19 protein-coding genes are annotated in these 18,693 nt (G+C 45.3%); 7 read left to right on the top strand and 12 right to left on the bottom strand.

Annotation, left to right across the window (positions count from 1 at the left end):
- Nucleotides 1-83 precede the first annotated feature (83 nt).
- Nucleotides 84-1,055, top strand: a complete 972-nt coding sequence (gene msrA, locus ACWA2B_RS20670) for a peptide-methionine (S)-S-oxide reductase MsrA (protein ID WP_029517220.1) — start codon at nucleotides 84-86, stop codon at nucleotides 1,053-1,055.
- Nucleotides 1,056-1,163: 108 nt separating this feature from the next.
- Here the strand turns inward: msrA and ACWA2B_RS20665 are convergent, their stop codons facing one another.
- Complete coding sequence (locus tag ACWA2B_RS20665) at nucleotides 1,164-1,967, bottom strand: lipid II flippase Amj family protein (protein ID WP_029517219.1); 804 nt, start codon at nucleotides 1,965-1,967, stop codon at nucleotides 1,164-1,166.
- Between the two features lie 151 nt (nucleotides 1,968-2,118).
- Here ACWA2B_RS20665 and ACWA2B_RS20660 point away from each other — a divergent pair, with 151 nt between their 5' ends.
- The gene (locus ACWA2B_RS20660) at nucleotides 2,119-2,310 is read left to right on the top strand and encodes a DUF2188 domain-containing protein (protein WP_029517218.1); all 192 of its coding nucleotides are present in this window, start codon (nucleotides 2,119-2,121) and stop codon (nucleotides 2,308-2,310) included.
- Between the two features lie 113 nt (nucleotides 2,311-2,423).
- Here ACWA2B_RS20660 and ACWA2B_RS20655 read toward each other — a convergent pair whose 3' ends face one another.
- Entirely contained in the window at nucleotides 2,424-3,128 is a 705-nt protein-coding gene (locus ACWA2B_RS20655; RefSeq protein ID WP_029517217.1) for a YitT family protein, read from the bottom strand.
- A 460-nt stretch (nucleotides 3,129-3,588) separates the two neighbouring features.
- Nucleotides 3,589-4,479 (bottom strand): DMT family transporter, encoded by an 891-nt coding sequence (locus tag ACWA2B_RS20650; RefSeq protein WP_029517216.1) that lies wholly within the window; start codon nucleotides 4,477-4,479, stop codon nucleotides 3,589-3,591.
- 301 nt (nucleotides 4,480-4,780) lie between these two features.
- On the opposite strand from ACWA2B_RS20650, the gene ACWA2B_RS20645 reads away from it, so the two are divergent.
- The 3 genes from ACWA2B_RS20645 (at nucleotide 4,781) to ACWA2B_RS20635 (ending at nucleotide 6,309) form a co-directional block, all read left to right on the top strand.
- A complete protein-coding gene (locus tag ACWA2B_RS20645) occupies nucleotides 4,781-5,182 on the top strand; it encodes a hypothetical protein (RefSeq protein WP_069012741.1) in 402 nt (133 codons plus the stop codon).
- Between the two features lie 228 nt (nucleotides 5,183-5,410).
- Entirely contained in the window at nucleotides 5,411-5,866 is a 456-nt protein-coding gene (locus ACWA2B_RS20640) for a spore germination protein (RefSeq protein ID WP_029517215.1), read from the top strand.
- 155 nt (nucleotides 5,867-6,021) lie between these two features.
- The gene (locus tag ACWA2B_RS20635) at nucleotides 6,022-6,309 is read left to right on the top strand and encodes a Ger(x)C family spore germination C-terminal domain-containing protein (protein ID WP_340885798.1); all 288 of its coding nucleotides are present in this window, start codon (nucleotides 6,022-6,024) and stop codon (nucleotides 6,307-6,309) included.
- Nucleotides 6,310-6,323: 14 nt separating this feature from the next.
- Here ACWA2B_RS20635 and ACWA2B_RS20630 read toward each other — a convergent pair whose 3' ends face one another.
- Complete coding sequence (locus tag ACWA2B_RS20630; protein WP_029517213.1) at nucleotides 6,324-8,849, bottom strand: transglycosylase domain-containing protein; 2,526 nt, start codon at nucleotides 8,847-8,849, stop codon at nucleotides 6,324-6,326.
- Between the two features lie 216 nt (nucleotides 8,850-9,065).
- On the opposite strand from ACWA2B_RS20630, the gene ACWA2B_RS20625 reads away from it, so the two are divergent.
- On the top strand, nucleotides 9,066-10,334 hold the full coding sequence (locus ACWA2B_RS20625) for a DNA polymerase IV (protein ID WP_449292585.1): 1,269 nt from the start codon (nucleotides 9,066-9,068) through the stop codon (nucleotides 10,332-10,334).
- A gap of 150 nt (nucleotides 10,335-10,484) precedes the next feature.
- Here the strand turns inward: ACWA2B_RS20625 and ACWA2B_RS20620 are convergent, their stop codons facing one another.
- The 4 genes from ACWA2B_RS20620 to ACWA2B_RS20605 all read right to left on the bottom strand — a co-directional run bounded on the left by ACWA2B_RS20620 (nucleotide 10,485) and on the right by ACWA2B_RS20605 (nucleotide 15,637).
- Nucleotides 10,485-10,772 (bottom strand): stage VI sporulation protein F, encoded by a 288-nt coding sequence (locus tag ACWA2B_RS20620; protein WP_013310877.1) that lies wholly within the window; start codon nucleotides 10,770-10,772, stop codon nucleotides 10,485-10,487.
- Nucleotides 10,773-10,883: 111 nt separating this feature from the next.
- Nucleotides 10,884-12,932 carry an ATP-dependent DNA helicase RecG gene (gene recG, locus ACWA2B_RS20615; RefSeq protein WP_029517211.1) on the bottom strand — a complete coding sequence of 683 codons (2,049 nt, stop codon included), beginning with the start codon at nucleotides 12,930-12,932 and terminating at the stop codon, nucleotides 10,884-10,886.
- Nucleotide 12,933: 1 nt separating this feature from the next.
- Nucleotides 12,934-13,803: a DegV family protein gene (locus ACWA2B_RS20610; RefSeq protein WP_322251757.1), complete on the bottom strand. Its 870-nt coding sequence runs from the start codon at nucleotides 13,801-13,803 to the stop codon at nucleotides 12,934-12,936.
- 49 nt (nucleotides 13,804-13,852) lie between these two features.
- Nucleotides 13,853-15,637, bottom strand: coding sequence for a DAK2 domain-containing protein (locus ACWA2B_RS20605; protein WP_029517209.1), 1,785 nt, complete (start codon nucleotides 15,635-15,637; stop codon nucleotides 13,853-13,855).
- A 509-nt stretch (nucleotides 15,638-16,146) separates the two neighbouring features.
- Between ACWA2B_RS20605 and rpmB the strand changes: the two genes are divergently transcribed.
- The gene (rpmB, locus tag ACWA2B_RS20600) at nucleotides 16,147-16,335 is read left to right on the top strand and encodes a 50S ribosomal protein L28 (protein ID WP_013310881.1); all 189 of its coding nucleotides are present in this window, start codon (nucleotides 16,147-16,149) and stop codon (nucleotides 16,333-16,335) included.
- 224 nt (nucleotides 16,336-16,559) lie between these two features.
- Here rpmB and spoVM read toward each other — a convergent pair whose 3' ends face one another.
- The 4 genes from spoVM to rsgA all read right to left on the bottom strand — a co-directional run bounded on the left by spoVM (nucleotide 16,560) and on the right by rsgA (nucleotide 18,621).
- Nucleotides 16,560-16,640 (bottom strand): stage V sporulation protein SpoVM, encoded by an 81-nt coding sequence (spoVM, locus tag ACWA2B_RS20595; RefSeq protein ID WP_010345573.1) that lies wholly within the window; start codon nucleotides 16,638-16,640, stop codon nucleotides 16,560-16,562.
- A 142-nt stretch (nucleotides 16,641-16,782) separates the two neighbouring features.
- Nucleotides 16,783-17,034, bottom strand: coding sequence for a hypothetical protein (locus ACWA2B_RS20590; RefSeq protein ID WP_080710687.1), 252 nt, complete (start codon nucleotides 17,032-17,034; stop codon nucleotides 16,783-16,785).
- Nucleotides 17,031-17,699 carry a ribulose-phosphate 3-epimerase gene (rpe, locus tag ACWA2B_RS20585; RefSeq protein ID WP_029517208.1) on the bottom strand — a complete coding sequence of 223 codons (669 nt, stop codon included), beginning with the start codon at nucleotides 17,697-17,699 and terminating at the stop codon, nucleotides 17,031-17,033. Before rpe ends, ACWA2B_RS20590 begins: the two co-directional genes overlap by 4 nt.
- 4 nt (nucleotides 17,700-17,703) lie before the next feature.
- The gene (gene rsgA / locus ACWA2B_RS20580) at nucleotides 17,704-18,621 is read right to left on the bottom strand and encodes a ribosome small subunit-dependent GTPase A (RefSeq protein ID WP_029517207.1); all 918 of its coding nucleotides are present in this window, start codon (nucleotides 18,619-18,621) and stop codon (nucleotides 17,704-17,706) included.
- Between the last annotated feature and the right edge of the window lie 72 nt (nucleotides 18,622-18,693).

Genomic DNA, 18,693 nt, shown 5'->3' with positions numbered 1-18,693 from the left:
TTTTGCAAAAATCTCGTATATAATTTAATTGTAAGCTATTTAAATAACAACTAATTAAACATTCTCAGATTGGAGTGACAAATATGAGCACCAACAATCCACACACGGTAGAAAAAGCAACTTTTGCAGGTGGCTGCTTCTGGTGCATGGTTTCCCCTTTTGAGGAATTACCCGGTATTTTGAAGGTTAGATCTGGATACACAGGGGGACATACCGAAAATCCTACCTATGAAGAGGTATGCTCTGAAACAACGGGGCATGTGGAAGCCGTACAGATTACATTTGATCCACAAGTTTTCCCGTATGAAAAACTGTTGGAGCTATTCTGGCAGCAGATTGATCCGACGGATGAAGGTGGACAGTTTCACGATAGAGGTTCATCTTACCAAACGGTTATTTTCTATCATAATGAAGAGCAGCGAATCAAGGCAGAAGCTTCTAAAGAAGCTTTGGCTCAAAGTGGCCGCTTCGACAAGCCCATTGCTACACCGATCCTGCCTGCGACCACTTTTTATGAAGCAGAAGAATATCATCAGGACTACCATAAGAAAAACCCCGCTCATTACAAACGCTACCGCAAAGGTTCGGGACGTGAGGATTTTATCGAACAAAATTGGTCTGGCAAGATTGATAAATCCGATCTTAAAGATCGGCTGACGCCTATTCAATACGAAGTAACTCAAAAGAACGCGACCGAGCGCCCTTTTCAAAATGAGTTTTGGGATCATGAGGGTGAAGGCATTTACGTAGATATCGTATCAGGAGAGCCCTTGTTCAGTTCATTGGACAAATATGATGCAGGTTGCGGTTGGCCCAGCTTTACCCGTCCGCTGCGCAGCTATAATGTCAAAGAAAAAACCGATCTCAGCCATTTTATGATCCGTACCGAGGTGCGAAGTCGCGAAGCTGACTCCCATTTAGGGCATGTATTCGATGATGGTCCTGGTCCAGATGGTCTGCGTTATTGCATCAATTCCGCCGCGCTCCGCTTCGTGCCTCAAGCAGACTTGGAACGTGAAGGATACGGAGCATATAAGTCATTATTTGAACAGTAAGTAACCATAAAATCATTGGAGCTGACCCGCGATCTATCTTTAATAGATGATCACGGGTCAGCCCTTTTTTGGGATATGGCAGCAGCACATCATTACGAAAGCTAGCAATTAACTCATTACCCATCCAAGCCAAATTGCTAGCGGTACTAGCAATAGCTGAGCTAATAAAGTACCTGCCAAACGCGACATGATCATCCAGCCGTACATACTGTTCATCCGAGTTAAGGGTAGCTCCCCTCGTAGCGTTTTCTCCGACAGTACCGCCAATCTTGGATCAATTAACAAGGTCAATAATACCGTTGCAACGCCATTGATTAGACCTGACGACATTGACATTGCTGTACCTTGAGCAGGCCACAGGAATGAAGCATATAAAGCAGATACTACTCCTGTTGTATAGATCGCAGTAACGGTTATATTCAGAATAATTAGACGTTTGGGTATCGCTCCGCTAATCAATGAAGTAAGCATAGACCAGGTGGGACGTTTTATGTAGTAGCCTGCATGTTTCCAGCGACTTCGCAGCATTAAATGACGCACCAAAGCCGGAATAGATCCGGTATGCTCCAAATGCACAATCCATCTGGCTGACATGCGTACCACTGTTGGATACAGTAATATAGCAAGTATGGTTCCAACGGTTGCTGCCAGCAGTACCCCATGCATATATAGTTCCAGTCTAATATCCGTTCCGCCCACTTGTGCTGCAGCTTTAGCCTGATCGACCATCCCTCCGAGTAAAGGCCCCTGCGCCATGTTAGAGGTGCGTGAAACCAACAGCAGCATTCCCGCAACGGTTAACGCTAATCCAATCCGACGCGCTCGCAAACCACCAAGCCGCAGAGCATAGGACAAGCTATCTGTAGTATGAATGATGATAGTCAGCAAAAAAACAAAACCCCAGGCAAGCAAATGCTTCACTCCTTTTTCTGGTATTCTGCACACCATTATACGCTTTTTCTCAAGATACATTTTACAATATATTCATTTCTTTGATTTCCGTTTGTTTAATCCTACAACGGGTAATACATAGTACATCATCTGCTATAAGGAGTGTGCAACTATGCCTTGGAACAAACATGATTACCCTCCATCCATGAAAAACCTGGAACCTCGTGTGCGAGAAAAAGCCGTTGATATTGCTAACGCTCTACTCCGTGACGGCTATGAAGAAGGTCGCTCGATTGCGATTGCCACTTCCCAAGCCGAGGAATGGAACGATAATCATCCAGCCGAGCAAGATGAGAAACAGTAGAAAAAATATAAAACGGACGCATTCAGTCTACTTTAAAACCTTCCTGATAGAAGCTGAATACAGCGAAAGGGTGTTACGTAAGAAGATTTCTCTCCTAACGTAACACCCTTTCCTTATTGACGAAGGCTGTGGACGACCGGCACTGTTTTGGCAACTACCTTTTTAGCGGGAATAGCCGCTGGCAGTACCTTTTTCACAGGTCGGTGCAGTTGGAACGTGGTCGTCCATGTAATTATTTTTCCGGCAAGCCACACAGCCAGTATTGTAAACATTGTTTCCTTCATAGGCAGATACAATAGTGATAATCCCAGTACGATGATGTCACTGACAATAAACACGTTGCCGATTTTCCACCCGCGCCACTCACTGATCAGCAGAGATAAGATATCATCGCCCCCGGTTGCTCCACCGAATCGCAGTACGATTCCGGCTCCCAAACCTGTAAGCACCCCACAAAGTAGAGCAGCTATCAGCAGATTTCCATGTAGATCTATAACCAGAGTCGAATACTTCTCAAATCCTGCATAAAACAGTGAAAAAGCGACGGCTCCGATTAACGCAAGCAGCATAAATCTTTTGCCCTTCAGTACCCATGCCAGCAATATGACGGGAATATCAAGCAGCAACATACTCCATGCTGGAGATATGCCAAACGCGTAATGTCCCAGCAGGGCCAAGCCTGCAAATCCGCCTTCTGACAAATGATTTTGGGCATTAATGTGATAGTACGTAAAAGCTAAAATGCATGTTCCGAGCAACATGACAGCAATCTGTCTCAATGCTCCATTGTTCACGATAGATTCGTAAGTTTTCCTCATACAGGCTCCCTCGGTTTCTCGTAAGTTTGATGTGGATGAACCCACTCTTACGGAAACTACCAGGTAAGATGTGCCTGGAGGACTTGGTCCTTCGCATGTACAATCCCCTCTTCCGCAGAGTTGGCTTTCGCAACTTGACGTTACTCCGCGGAAAAGCTAAGTATAAGACAGATCAAATCGTTTCCAAATCGTCCTTTGGGGAAGTATCCTTCGGGGACACATGGTATCCTGATCCTTTCTTTTGTGGAATAAAACTCCGACATTTCTGTGGTACATATAATTCTATAATTTATTATACCACACCTTGTCACCTGCTAAACAGCTTGCTTTTTTGCTGCACCATATTTTATTTTATGTGTGAGCATGCTTTATTGTATGTGTGAATTAACGCATTATACCGAAGGTTTGGCGAATGTACATTTAATATAACCCAAATCGTATTTTATTTTTGTTTAGATTATTATCCACTTAATTTGGCGGTTCTACGCTGATTGGCCATAAACACTCCTCCAAGTATAAGGACCAGCCCGGTTAGAACGTTCCAGCCGATATGTTCATTCAAGAGCAAAAAGCCCCATACAATGGCACTTACTGGTACAAAATACGTCACCGAAGAAGCAAATTCCGCACTCCCCCGCAAAATCATGTAGTTGAACAAAATATATGCTACTCCTGATCCCAAAACTCCCAGTCCTATAAGAGAACCCAATACACCTGAATCAGAAACAATCGACAAATCAGGTCTCTCCACCATTGCCATCATAATGCCACCCCCTACCGCCGCACCAAGCAGTGTCGCAAAGGTAGCCTGATACATGGAAAGATTGGAAAGAAAACGTTTGGAGAGCTGTGTTCCAAATCCGTAGCAAAGAGTCGCAAGCAGCATACACCCAAAACCCACAGGATCAACAGAAATAATAGATGCAGGATTAATACCCAATAAAATAATAATTCCTACAAAAGCGAGACCCATTCCTAACCACTGCATTCGATGAAAAATAGCTCCGAAAAAAACAAGCCCCACCAACATGGTCCATATGGGCGTGGTAGCATTCAATACAGAAGCCATGCTGCTAGCTATTCTGGTCTCGCTAAAACCGATCAATGTCCATGGCAAGACCATGTTGACCGAAGCTACCAGAGTAACCGATTTCCACGGAATGCTTTTGATTTTAAACGGCCTGCGCATAAGTATCATTAACAAGACAATAAAAATAAGCCCAAAGCTGGACCTGAGAAATACAATAGTCCACGGCCCTACCTGATGTAGCAACAACACCTTGATAAACATAAACGAACCGCCCCAAATGAGGCTCAACAGTAATAAAGCTGCATATAACGAACGTGACAATATGTATACCTTCTTTCTCCACTTTCTTTAGTTAAATAGTAAAGGCTGACCGCAGTCAGAACGATCTCCCCTTTTATGTAAGTTTTTATCCATTAGCTTAACATAAACTCTGTTTGACTGTCATTGGCGATAAACGTAAGATTCTTTACATAATGGCACATGGGTATCGCTCCCCATCACTTTTCCAATAATTGATGATTGCTTTAACCATGGAAAAATTCCTATGATGAGGTATGAATAGAACATACGTTCTATATACTGATTATATATTGTATTCTTACTCGGAGTAAAGGAGATTTTTATGCCAAGCCAAAAGATACTGAACCACAAGAGCAAAGCTCCTTTACCTTCTGAAGAAGACACAGGGCTGGTCAAGATGTGTGTACTTTTAACTCTTGTTCTGGATGTGCTGGAACGAGACATTCATATTATAAATACCTCTCCTCTAAAAATGCCCGATTTGTATGTTCGTAGCCTGACTGGAGTACAACAGCGCGTAGCTGTTCAATTAGCAGAGACAAAAGCGCGAATGAAAACACTAGGAATTAAAATTTACAGCGAAATCCGAAATCATGAAGGCGTAGAGGTTTTGTATGTATGCCGTGGCTATCAAAGGCGATTTTTCATGCTTTCATCCTTTGCTCGCAGCGAGGTCCGGCGGAAACTGGGACACTATCTAGGAATTGATCCGACGCAAGATTAAGCCTCCTTGTAATCTGGTGATTCAAGAATGGATAAGTCACCAGATCATGGATAAACTCAGTCCATTTGGCACACATTATGCCTATCTCATCCAAAAGGAGGTGCTCTCTTGGCTGGACGTGACGCAGCTTCCGTTGAATTAAGCAGAAATGTTTGAGCAGTTATCCATCAATCTGAATCTGATTCGCAAACAAATTGTCACCCCGTCACTGGTTGTACGCTACTTTATGTGGGATCTAAAACCCGAACTAAAATCGTTATTGTCTATGTTCAAGACTTGGCTAATCCTGAGCTGGTGAAAGCAGTGAAAACGAGAATTAAAGCAATCTCCTCCGATATGGCGCTCCCTGCCGGTTTTATTCAAGAATTTAAGGAGGACAATTCTTATTCTCTTCCCTCAATAGCTCAGACGGAACGACCGGATGGTGTGACCGCCAATCTAATGGAGGGACGGATTGCGATTTTGGCTGATGGTAGCCCAACTACTCTAATAGCTCCCATCTCTTTTTCTGCATTTTACCAAAGCCCAGACGATTATCACGCTCGTTGGATTATTAGTTCATTTCTAAGAACGATTCGAATGACGAGCTTTTTAATCGCTTTTACGCTGCTTGCCATTTACATTGCGACGATTACTTTTCATCCAGCTATTTTGCCATTAGAGCTGGCGCATATCATCAAATAATAACTAGGAATTGGTTCTACGCCCAATAATTTTACTTATTCCCCCCTAATTGTGTTCCCTTTTTCTGCTGCTAATTCTATCCTATCTCTTCAAAAAAAAAAGGAGGGACCTGAAACATAAAAAAGAGCAGAGCGCTTGGAATGCTGGCTCTACTCATGTTTATAACAGGCTGCTGGGATCAGAACAATTTGAAGGATGCCCGATTGGCAAATGCATCGGCTTATGATCTCACTCCTGAAGGCGTGTTGTCGCAAACGCTAGAGACTGTAGATGATCCTCAAAGCAATCAGGAAAATGGATGTGATGCCTTTGGCGTAGACAGACAGTTGATCGCTCATCATCCAGTAGTATGGAAAAGTGTAGATTGGAATGAAGAATACCCCAATGTTCGTTTTCATCCGCAGGTCACTGTAGACATTGTTGGGAACGGCATTTTAAATTAAACCGTTCCTGTCGCTTAGTTTTTGGGTTGATCAGATATTATTTCTGGATAAGTAACTTCATCAGATTGGTTTTTTGGAGTCTCACTCTGGCTTTCCGATTCAGAAGGAGTCTCCTGTTCATTTTCAACAGAAGGTTGCGAAGTATCTGTTGATGGCACATCGTTGTTCTCATCAGGCATATCTACCTCTGTGTCTGCGTCAGGAATAGCAGGATCCGTTTCCTCTGGTGGAATTTTCTCTTGATCTATTGCAGGGACCTCAACCTCTGGGACTGCTTTTTCCTTGATATCTGGTTTGGATGGGACCACTGGTCTAGCAGAACGCGGAATCTGTTCTCTTCCAACCTCGGTAGGCACATATTTTTGATTAAACCAGTCAGTCACGAGTTGACCCGATTGACGGGAATAACGCCCTGGTAGCTTACCTGTAAGGCTAGAAACCGTAACTCTTACAACACCTTCCGGCTGTATAAAGTGCTTATTCTTAAAAAGCTCAGGCTGGTCCTTGACCGCCTCATTCATGATCAGTGCCCACACTGACTGTGCTCTGGAATGGCCTTCTTGAGATAGTGTATTAACCTGTTGGCGGTAACCAGCCCAGACGCCTAGTGTAACGTCAGGTGTATACCCCATAAACCACACATCACCAAAGTTTTGTGTCGTACCGGTTTTACCGGCGATATCAATGTCACCATAGCTTTTAAAAGCATTTTGCAGACGTTTGCCAGTTCCCCTCGGATCTGATATAACCGTTTTGAGCATATCCGTCATCAAAAATGCGGTTTGCTGCGAATATACACGTCTCGTCTGCGGTTTAAATTCATATACGATCTTCCCGTTGGCATCCGTAATTTTGCTGATCAGATGAGGTGCATTATATACACCCATATTGGGAATCGTTCCATATGCTGCGGTCAGTTCCTCGACGGATACCCCTTTACTTAGTCCACCCAAAACCCCTGTCTGTGCATGTTCATCCTGCGACTGAATGGTCGTAATTCCAAGAGAACGCACAAAATTCCAAGCGTTAGGAATTTTAACTTCATATAAGAACAGCCTCAGCGCAGGGATGTTGATTGACCGATTGAGTGCTTCACGGGCTGTCATAAGCCCCTCGTACCGTCTGTTATAATTTTTAGGAATATGATAACCTTTACGTCCGTCTTTCAATATGATTTGTGAATCATCAATAAGACCGGCTGGCTGAGTGTAGCCTTTTTCCAAAGCAGGTAAATAAGCAGCAATAGGCTTCATGGCAGAACCGGGCTGACGTGTCATTTGAGTTGCATAGTTCATTTGCTCGGTATTAAAATCTCTGCCCTCGATCATACCAAGTACAGCCCCTGTTTTATGATCAATCATGATTGCTGCAATCTGCTCTAATCCCTTCTTCTTACTGTATGGAGAAAAGTTTTGTGGATTGGCTGCAATCTGCCGCATATTATTATAAATTTTCTTATTTATCGTTGTATAAATTCGATATCCGGACCTTTGCAACTCTTCTCGCGTATTTTGAAGAAGCTCGGCATGCTCAGGCTTGGAAATTTCGGCTGGCGTGATATCCGGATTTTGCTGGAGCGCTAACAATTGGGCCGCTTCCCGCTCTGTCTCCAGCATCAAATAAGGGAATGTGTTATAACTTTTTTCGCGATGTGGCGCAAGAGTGGCTTTCACATCAAATTGAAGCGCCTCATTATATTCGGATAGCGTAAGTTTACCTGTTGCCAGCATTCTTCCCAACACGACACGTTGACGCTCCATCGCTTTATTGAAGCCTTCTTCATCAAAGTTCCCTTTACCATCAAAAGCGGAATAAACAGATGGCAGTTGCGGGAGACCTGCCAAATAAGCCGCCTGAGCAATATGAAGCTTATGTAGATCACTTACATTGAAAATTCCTAACGAAGCAGACTTGATTCCATATAAATTGTAACCAGCGGAACCATTACCAAAAGGCATTTTGTTTAAGTAAGCCGTTAATATTTTATCCTTGCCCATAAACCGTTCCATACGCAATGCTAGCAGCATTTCCTTCACCTTGCGGCTGTCCGTCTTATCCAGACTGAGAAAAACCCTTCGGGCTACCTGCTGCGTCAGTGTGCTGCCGCCTGTTTGGCGGTTTTCATTCAAAAGCTTCTGCTTAACGGCACGAGCTGTTCCCTTTAAATCCACACCACGGTGCTCATAAAATTGGCTGTCTTCCGTTGAAATGAGGGCGTCCACAATCGACTGAGGGACATCCTTCAGATCAACGAGCTGTCGATCCTCCTCCATGCGCATTCTTCCAACCGGAGTTACCTGATCATTAAAAAATACAAAGCTGGTCAGAGCGTTCTCATTTACCTTTTCATATATCAACTGACGTGATCGTACAGGTTCATCATGAACCAGTGCCGCTACATAGCCGGATATAAGACCTCCAGCAAATAGCAATCCAAGTACACCCGCAAACGAGAACCACTTGATATTAATTAGCAAAACTCTGCCAAAAATACGCCACCTACTGCGTTTTTGAGATGATGGTCGACGTTTTGGGTTCATAAAAATGGTTTTCTCCCCTCAATATTCATTCATTTCCACTTGTTTTTGCTCAAGATATTATGATACGCCATGTTAGGTTTTACGTAAACTCTAACGTTCCAAAAAATACATTTGTATTAGGAACACTTGTTCTGTATATAATACTACTATAAGAGTATACATTCAAGAATATTTTGGTAGGATGATCAACACCTATCAGGAGAGGAGGTCGAATTTTTGAAGGAACGCAGAAATAGAACCATATTCTTATCGGACTGCCAAAGTTTTTATACCAGCATCGAAAAAGCAGATGATCCCAAATACCAACATAAGCCACTCGTTGTGGCCGGTGACCCTGCACTTCGTTCAGGCATTATTTTAGCTGCATGTCCGCTGGCCAAAAAATACGGTATATCTACAGCAGAACGTCTGGGAGAAGCGGTGAAAAAATGTCCTGACCTTATCATTGTACGCCCGCGTATGCAGCATTATATCGATGTCTCATTAAAAATAACAGAAATCTATAATGAATATACGGATTTGGTTGAAGTTTTCAGCATTGATGAACAGTTTCTGGATATGAGCGGAAGTCTCTCTCTGTTCGGAGATCCGGTGAGTATTGCAAGTGAAATTCAGCAAAAGGTACTGGCACAAACAGGAGTATGGATTCGAATTGGCATCAGCTCCAACAAAATGCTGGCTAAAACCGCGACAGATATATGGGCTAAAAAAAATGACAGTGGCATTTTCTTGTTGCCTACATCCGATATTGCAGCGTTGCTGTGGCCTCAGCCAGTACGTCTTATGTTCGGCATTGGTTCGCGTATGGAACGGCATTTGGAGAAGCTTGGACTACACACCATTGGAGATATCGCACGTACCCCCTTACCCCGGCTACAGGACAGATTCCGGTCTCATTTCGGCAAGCAGTCCGATATTCAGGCAGAGGTGATATGGCGGACTGCTAACGGGATCGATCACAGCCCGGTCAAGCCGGAAACATTTAATACACCTCCCAAATCCATCGGTCATATGATGACTCTTCCCCGCGACTATCTCCAGCCTGCGGAAGTGGAAACCATCCTGCTTGAACTAACAGAAGAGGTGTGTCGGGACGCCCGCCGCAAAGGATATATGGGCTCAGTTGTGACTGTTCATTGTATATGCAGTCCCTACGAGGCACCAACTGGGTTCTCCCGACAAATGAAGATACCCGATCCTACAAACCATACCCAAAAAGTATATGAAACCGTTAAAAAAATCTTTTATACTTTTTGGAATCATATGCCCGTGAAGCGCGCAGGGGTTACTTTAAGCGGATTGGTGGATGATCAACTATATCAGTTGGATTTATTTGAGGATCAGGAGCGATCCCGTGCTTTGGAAAAGGTGACGGACACTTTAAAGGATCGGTATGGTCAGTCCATCATCATGCGAACATCATCGTTAACAGATGCCGGGCAGGCCATGGAACGCTCTATCAAAATTGGCGGTCATTACAAATAAAAAGTCTCATGATAAGTACACACTAGCTATTGCCCGGGGAATGAACTAAAACAAACCAAAAAGGATCGCCTGATATCAGGCAATCCTTTTTTTATCTGTGCTTCACAAAAAAACATGGAGAACGCTTTGAAGCACCTCTTCAAATAGCAATCAACGGAACATTCCCCACAGCTTGATTAGATGAAATGTATTGGACGGATCAATTTTTTGTGCCAATACGAAGGCGGTCAATTGCTCCTCCTGCGCAGCCGTCAAACGCTCGTTTAAAATAGCAGAAGTGGACTTCACAAGATGACGCACCTTAGCTTTATTTTGCAGGTCCGCTTTAGTCACACCTTCAATCTGCTGCTTAACCCGCTCCTTGAGCGCACGATTCTTCATTTTCAACTTAATCCGCTCCACCAGTTGCGGACTGATTCCATATTGCTGATAGCTCAATGTTGCCACACCTCCCATATCATTCGGTCATTCCCAAATATATGACGGCCAGCCTGTCCATTGTGCCTATCTGTTTAAAACGTTTAAAACAATCTCATAATTCATGGTGGATTAGTCGATGAGATCCCCCTGAAAAATCTGCTCTTTTTGCAAATAACCGCGCAATGCTTCATACTGCGGAGATGTCCAAAAGGACGCATCCTTGATTAGATCAGTTGCATCCTCACGCGCCTTTTCCAGCACCTCAAAATCCGCTACCATATCTGCTAAACGAAACTCGGGTAGCCCACTCTGCTTGGTACCAAAAAAGTCACCCGGCCCCCTCAAATCCAGATCGCGTCTAGCCACCTCAAAACCATCGTCCGTATCGGTCATAACCTTCATCCGCTCCTGACCAACCTCCGACTTAGGGTCAGCGATCAATACGCAATACGAGGCATGTGCACCCCGTCCGACTCGTCCACGTAATTGATGTAACTGGGATAGTCCAAAACGATCCGCATCCATAATGATCATTAGTGTCGCATTGGGAACGTCTACCCCTACCTCCACAACCGTCGTTGAAACGAGCAACTGAATTTCATTCGCATAGAAAGAACGCATAACTTCTTCCTTTTCTGCGGGAGTCATTCGTCCATGTAATAGCCCAACGCGGTAATGTGGAAAAGCCTGCTGCATTTGAATATGCAAATCGATGGCATTCTGTACGTCTAGCTTCTCCGACTCTTCAATCAACGGACAAATCAGATAAGCCTGCCGTCCCTGGTCTACCTCGCGGGAAATAAAACCAAGTACCCGATCCATCAGTTCGTGCTTCACCCAATAGGTGGAAATTGGAATACGCCCCTTCGGCCGCTCTGACAACGTAGAAACATCCATATCGCCAAACGCAGTGATGGCCAGCGTACGAGGGATCGGTGTGGCCGTCATCGTCAGCACATCGGGATTATAGCCTTTGCGACGCAGTACACTTCGCTGGTTCACTCCGAATCTATGCTGCTCATCCGTTACAACAAGCCCAAGCTGACGAAAATATACATCCTCCTGAATGAGAGCATGGGTGCCTACTACAATGTCCAGCAGACCCATTTGGAGAGCAGCTAGCAGTTCCTTACGCTTCTTCCCGGTTGTACTCCCAGTCAGTAGACCAACGCTGATTCCAAAGGGCTCAAACAGCTTGTGAAGCGATCGCATGTGCTGCTCGGCCAATATTTCGGTTGGCACCATCAGCGCTCCCTGAAAACCGGAACGTACTGTGGCAAATAAACCGATGGCAGCAACAACTGTTTTACCTGACCCAACATCCCCCTGAAGCAGACGGTTCATACAATAAGGTGAGCGTAGATCGTGCAGTATTTCAAGCTCTACCTTCTTCTGTGCATCCGTTAATTCAAAAGGCAAAGCCCTTACAAATTCACGAATCGTGGCGTTATCCACCGTATGTACCACCCCGTCCGCACGACCGCGATTTAACGCCCGGAATGCCAGCATTTTCAGCTGAAATAAAAACAGTTCCTCATACACCATCCGCCGACGAGCCTCTTGCCCCTCGCGGTTGTCCTGAGGCTGGTGTATACCCGCAATAGCCTGCTTGCGCGGCATCATACTATATTTGCGTACAAGCAACTCAGGCAATATTTCGGGGATCATTTCACCAAACTGCTGGAGCGTCTGGTTCATTATTTTTCGCATCCAGCTTTGGGTGATCTTGCCGCCTATAGAGTACACCGGTTGAAGTGTCCCCGAGCGGGCTACCCCTTTATCAGGAAACTCAGAATCTGCAACAGTCATCTGCATACGTTTGAGGTCCCATTTACCAGTCACCACAATTTCACGACCTGAGGTTAGCTGCTCCTTCATGAAATGCCGATTAAACCACGTTGCGGTAAACATCCAATCCTCGGCCATCAATTTACAAGTCAACCTTGATTTGCGCCCGTAACGCTGAAGCACTGGAATGCCCATAATTTTGGCTTGTACCGTAATCTTATCTCCGTCCTTCACTTCGCTTAGCGAGCGCAGTCGGTAATCTTCATACCGAAACGGATAATATTCCAGCATATCCTGTATGTTAAAAATGCCAAAAGCGTGAAGCTCTCCCTCTTTGAGAGCACTCACGCCATGTATTTGTTTTAAAGGTATTTGATCCAATTGCAGCATATTACCTCTCATCTCCGGCCGGCCACACAAAAATGCCAATCGTTCCTGGCCCTACATGGGTCCCAATCACAGCGCCAAGTTCAGTATATATTCGATCTCCTAGCTCAAAATGCTCTGCCAGCTGAGCCACGAACGCTTCTGCCGCTGAGCGATCTGCCGTATGACCCACAGCAATATTAATTTTTTGGCCTTTTAAGTCCCGCTCCAGTAGTTCAATAATTCTCGCTGTCGCTTTTTTATGCCCTCTCGCCTTATCAACCGAATAAATAATGCCTTCTTTGTCAATCGAAAGTATCGGCTTAATGTTAAGCAACGTGCCCACCATTGCCGCTGCCTTACCAATACGTCCGCCTTTTTGTAAGTATTGCAGGGTATCCACCAAGAAATACAAACAACGGCGCTCTCCACGACGTTCCACAGCCCGAACAATATCAGCCGGGGAGTGCCCAGCTGCCGCCAGCTCTGCCGCATAAACCACTAGCATACCGTATCCGTATGAAGCTGATTTGGAATCCACCACAGTCACTCTATGTTCATGCTTCTCCAGCATGGATTTGCCCAGCAGAGCAGACTGATACGTTCCGCTCACACCCGAGGATAAATGGATAGAGATAACCTGGCTCTCAGGGTATTGCTCCAACAGTGTCGTGTACGTCTCCAAAAAACGGGCTGGTGAAGGCTGTGAAGTCGTAGGCAGCTCATCAGCCCGTACCAGTTCGCTGTAAAACTGCGCCGCTGACATCTCAATGCCGTCCAGGTAAGTTGTGCTGCCGAACATCACTGTCAGTGGTACAACGACTATACCGAGACGGTCTGCTAATTCCGGTGGAATATCAGCCGTGCTATCCGTCAAAATGATGGTACTACTCATCAGTCAGACCTCCTTTTGTAGTGGACTTCCATGGACGCGCAAAAGCACATCAGGTTTCCACTGAGAACAAATAAGGATAAATCGGCTGACCACCTTCATGAACTTCCACTTCAGCATCCGCATAATTTTCTTCAATCCATGCAACAAGCTGATCTGTGTCTTGTTGATTCGCGTCCGAACCTGTAAGAATAGTAACAATTTCATCGCCATTCACCAGCATTTTCGCTAGCAAAAGACGGGACGTTGCCATTAAGTGTTCCTCGGTCGCAACAATCTTGGAATCCTGAATACCGATGTAGTGCCCTGCTGTAATATGCAGATCATCAAGCGTCGTATCCCGTACCGCGTAGGTCACTTGCCCAGACTTCACCCGGGTGACTGCGTCACGCATATTGTCCTGATTTACCTCAAAAGCCTCTTCCTCCTGGAAGGCAAATGCTGCCGCAATGCCCTGAGGAATTGTTTTGCTCGGAATAACCGACACCAAACGTTCCATCTCTAGCAGTTCACGTGCTTGTTCTGCCGCCAAAATAATATTGGAATTATTCGGAAGAATAAAAATATGTTGAGCCGCAATCGAGCGGGCCGCATTAACGAAGTCCTCTGTGCTCGGATTCATTGTTTGGCCGCCAGCAAGGACAACATCGACGCCTAAACTTCTGAAAATATCAGCAATTCCTTCACCGGAAGCCACAGCTATAAAACCAAAGGATGCCAGTTCATGAGCGGGAGGCTCAGACGGCTCTTCCTCACGTACAGGCTCTGTTGGTATTTCAGCAAACCACTCAGGCTCAGGAGCAACATCCATACCCGCAGACAACAAATCACGATGCTGCTCGCGCATATTTAAAATACGAATCTGTGTAATTTCTCCGTAACGCAGTGCCAAATTCAGTACTTCACCAGGAGCCTTAGAATGCACGTGAACCTTGATGACGTCATCGTCTGAAATCACGATAATAGAATCACCATCTACAGATAACGCTTTCCGGAAGGCTTCCTCATCAAAATAGGTACCTTGCGCATCGCCCAGTTGTCGATTAATAAAAAACTCCATATCATACAAAAATTCAATATTATCCGTTTCGAGCTTCGCTTGCGCAGAAATCGGCGCATCTGGGGAAGGAACAACTGCAGGAGCAGTAGGTCTCTCCGATACGTGAGGAGCAAAAACCTGGCGCGCATTATCACTTTTTGCAATTGGAGACGTCACCAAGCCGCTTCCAAGATGCTGCATAAAGCCTTCATAAATATACACAAGACCTTGCCCACCCGAATCTACAACTCCTACTTGCTTCAGTACAGGGAGCATGTCCTGCGTCATGGCAAGCGTTTCCTTCGCTTTGGCAAGCACTTCTTCCATCAGTTCCGTGATATCGTTCGTCCGGCGTGAGAAAAACACAGCATGCCTGGCCGCTTCCTTCGCCACGGTAAGAATTGTACCCTCCACCGGCTTAACCACCGCCTTGTAGGCCGCATCCACCCCGCTCTGCAATGCCGATGCGAACTGAAGGGTATTCAATTCCTCGTATGGGGCAGCGTAACGGCTGAAGCCACGAAACAACTGAGACAGGATAACCCCTGAATTGCCGCGGGCTCCCATCAGCAAACCTTTGGATAATATGCCGGACATGACACCGATGGAGGAAGAATCCCCCCTCTTTAATTCCGTTACGCCCGCGCTCATCGTCAAATTCATGTTGGTTCCCGTATCACCGTCTGGCACCGGGAATACATTTAGTGAATTGACATGTTCCGCATGCTGCTGTAATTGTTCCGCCCCGGCTAAAACCATTGCGGTAAAATCTGTTCCATTCAAAGAACGATTACTCAAGAGAATTCCCCTTCCTAGCTTAATACACTTGTTTTACTATCAACCTTCACCACACCTTATTCAACTGTGCCTACAGGTTCAATTAAATTATACTAAAGCCAGACGACGAATACGAATGTCACACTTTCATAAGCTCTTGTACTCACGTCTGGTCGTTCTTCTACAGGTCATATACAATGAAAAACCAGTCAACTGCCCCACAATAAATCATCGGCTGGAATGATAACTATAGTCCCGCCTCTGAACCGCCGGCATGACTGGAATAAGAATTCACATTCCATTTAAATACAAAATAATCGCAACAATAACTATCCCATATTGTACTATAATGCGAAAGAGAAATAAATAAAGTTTTTGAATCAGTTGACGGAGCTTTTTTGACTATGATATTATATTTAAGTATTGTTTTGTTCAGGTTAGTGACTTACAAAGTCCGGCTGACCCAGTCGGCCTGAAGAGAGACCCGTTCCATATGGAATTTGGTTATTTTCAGAATAGGAGGTGGAATCATGTCTCGTAAATGTTCTGTAACAGGCAAAAAGCCTGGCAGCGGTAACCACGTATCTCACGCTAACAACCGTAATCGCCGTACTTGGGGCGTCAACGTACAAAAAGTTCGCATTCTCGTTAACGGTAAACCGAAACGCGTTTATGTCAGCACTCGTGCATTGAAAGCCGGTAAAGTGACTCGCGTGTAGTCGTAAAAAAATATCGTTATAAACAAAAGGCACCTCGTTTTAAACGGGTGCTTTTTTGGTTATTCGAAAAGTAATATCCGCCTAGTTCAGGAGAACAAAATGTCAGGCACCTTCCCGTGCGTTCTTATCTTTTACTACCGAGCTACCTATCTGTTATGCCCGGGAAGCGTGCCCTGTGTACCTCTAGCTTTCACCCTACATCCTGTGTTTACATTACGTTGAATTCAGTTTTTCTGGAATGTATTCAAAATGGCTTTAACGAATCCACCCAGAAATTTTGGCAGCTTGATTGTGTAAAACTTCATGCCTCACCCTCCCCATCATCCTCCTGCATCCGTTCTCTGTAGTTTATGCAACCTGTCAAGGGTTGTTACCCCACAAAAAAAGGCTACATGAGAATCCCGCTCATGTAACCATATTTATGCACAACCATCCCAGGCTATACCATCAGACAAGTCCGCGAACATAGAGATATGCTGAGAGTATGAAAATAAACAGGATATAATAAAGTACGCTGCACACCACAAAACCTATTCGTAAACCACGCCGTTCATTTTTACGAAAATAAAACAGCACAACTAGAACAGCCAAAAGTGAAAGAACGGCATTCCAAGGAGCCTTCACAAGCGAGAAACAGCTAAGGGTCAACCCCGTCGCCATGCTCGCGACAGTCATCCACAATGCTTCGGTCAGCTTCACTTGGACAAACGAGCTGCACTGTCCCGAATCGTAGCAATAGCCGCTGCGCGGTCTGCTCTGCCGAATACCGCACTACCAGCCACCAGCACGTTAGCCCCCGCTTCAAATACGGCTGGTGCCGTCTCCTCCGCAATACCTCCGTCTACCTCGATATGTACGTCTGGACGACCCAATTCGTTCAACCAAGCACGGATTTGTCTGATTTTATTCAACGTCTCTGGAATGAAGGACTGTCCTCCAAAGCCAGGATTGACCGTCATCACTAGAATCATATCTACATTTGGCAGCACTTCCTTGATCGCGTATGGTGAAGTACCCGGATTGAGAGCCACTCCAGCCAGAGCGCCTTGCTGCTTGATCAAGTGAAGGACACCATGCAAATGAACACACGCCTCAGCATGAACAGTGATGATATCGGCTCCTGCTTTTACGAAATCGCCAATATAACGTTCAGGATGCTCAATCATCAGATGAACATCCAAGGGAAGAGTCGTATGCGGACGAATAGCCTGAACGATAGGTGGCCCCAATGTAATATTGGATACAAAATGCCCATCCATTACATCCACATGAATCCAGTCTGCCCCTCCTGCCGCAGCTTCCGCAACTTCACTGCCCAAGCGAGCAAAATCAGCGGATAAAATCGACGGTGCTATTTTTAACATAAACTTAGTACCTCCGTTTTTTTTCTTTTAATTCCTGATAGAACTGCAAATAGCTATCATACCGTCCCTGTGAAATATGTCCTTCTTCCAGGGCCTCTCTTACTTTACAGCCAGGCTCGTGAATATGGGTACACCCCCGAAATTTACATCCTTCCGCATACTGCTGGAATTCACGAAAACAGGGAGATAGTTCATCCACACCCAGCTCCAGAAAATCCAACTGGCTAAACCCCGGCGTATCTGCTACAAACCCTCCGTTGTCTAAAGGAATAAGCTCTACATGACGAGTCGTATGTCTTCCTCGGCCCAGCTTATTGCTTATGGCGCTCGTCTCGAGCGTTAACCCAGGCTCCAAAGCATTAAGCATGGAAGACTTCCCTACACCTGACTGCCCGGAAAACACGCTGATTTGACCAGCCAACAGCTTCTTAAGCTCAACCGTTCCTTCTCCGGTACGGGCACTGGTTACCAGCACTTCATAACCGATCTTCCGGTACATTTCCTGAACGGTCAGCACGGTGTCATCCTCTGAAGGGCTGCCTTCATACAAATCGCGCTTAGTCAGACAGATAATCGTATCCAGCCCGGCGTGCTCAATATGGACTAAAAATTTATCCAGTAAAGGCAGGTTTAAATCCGGCTCACGCAAGGAAAACAGCAGCACAGCAAGCGTGGTATTAGCTACCGGAGGACGAATCAGCTCCGTTGTACGCTTTCTAATCTCCTTGACCATACCTTCCCCGTTCTCAGTCAGTTCGTAAACGACCCGATCACCGACAAGAGGCGTGATCTCTTTTTTCTTAAAAATGCCGCGTGCTCTGCATTGTACCGTAGCTTCGCCAGATACCGGACGCCCATCCTGATCCAGGCTGGAGACATAATAATATCCGCTAAGCGCCTTGACGATCAGACCTTCAGGCATGTGTAAGATGTCCTCCTTCATAATGTTTAAGTTTTATTGCGTATAGCAGGTTGAACATCTCCTATTGCACGT

It is taken from the genome of Paenibacillus sp. CMM36 (genome assembly GCF_053570945.1).
Note: the sequence above shows the minus strand (reverse complement) of the source record. Positions and strands in the feature narration are given on the sequence as shown.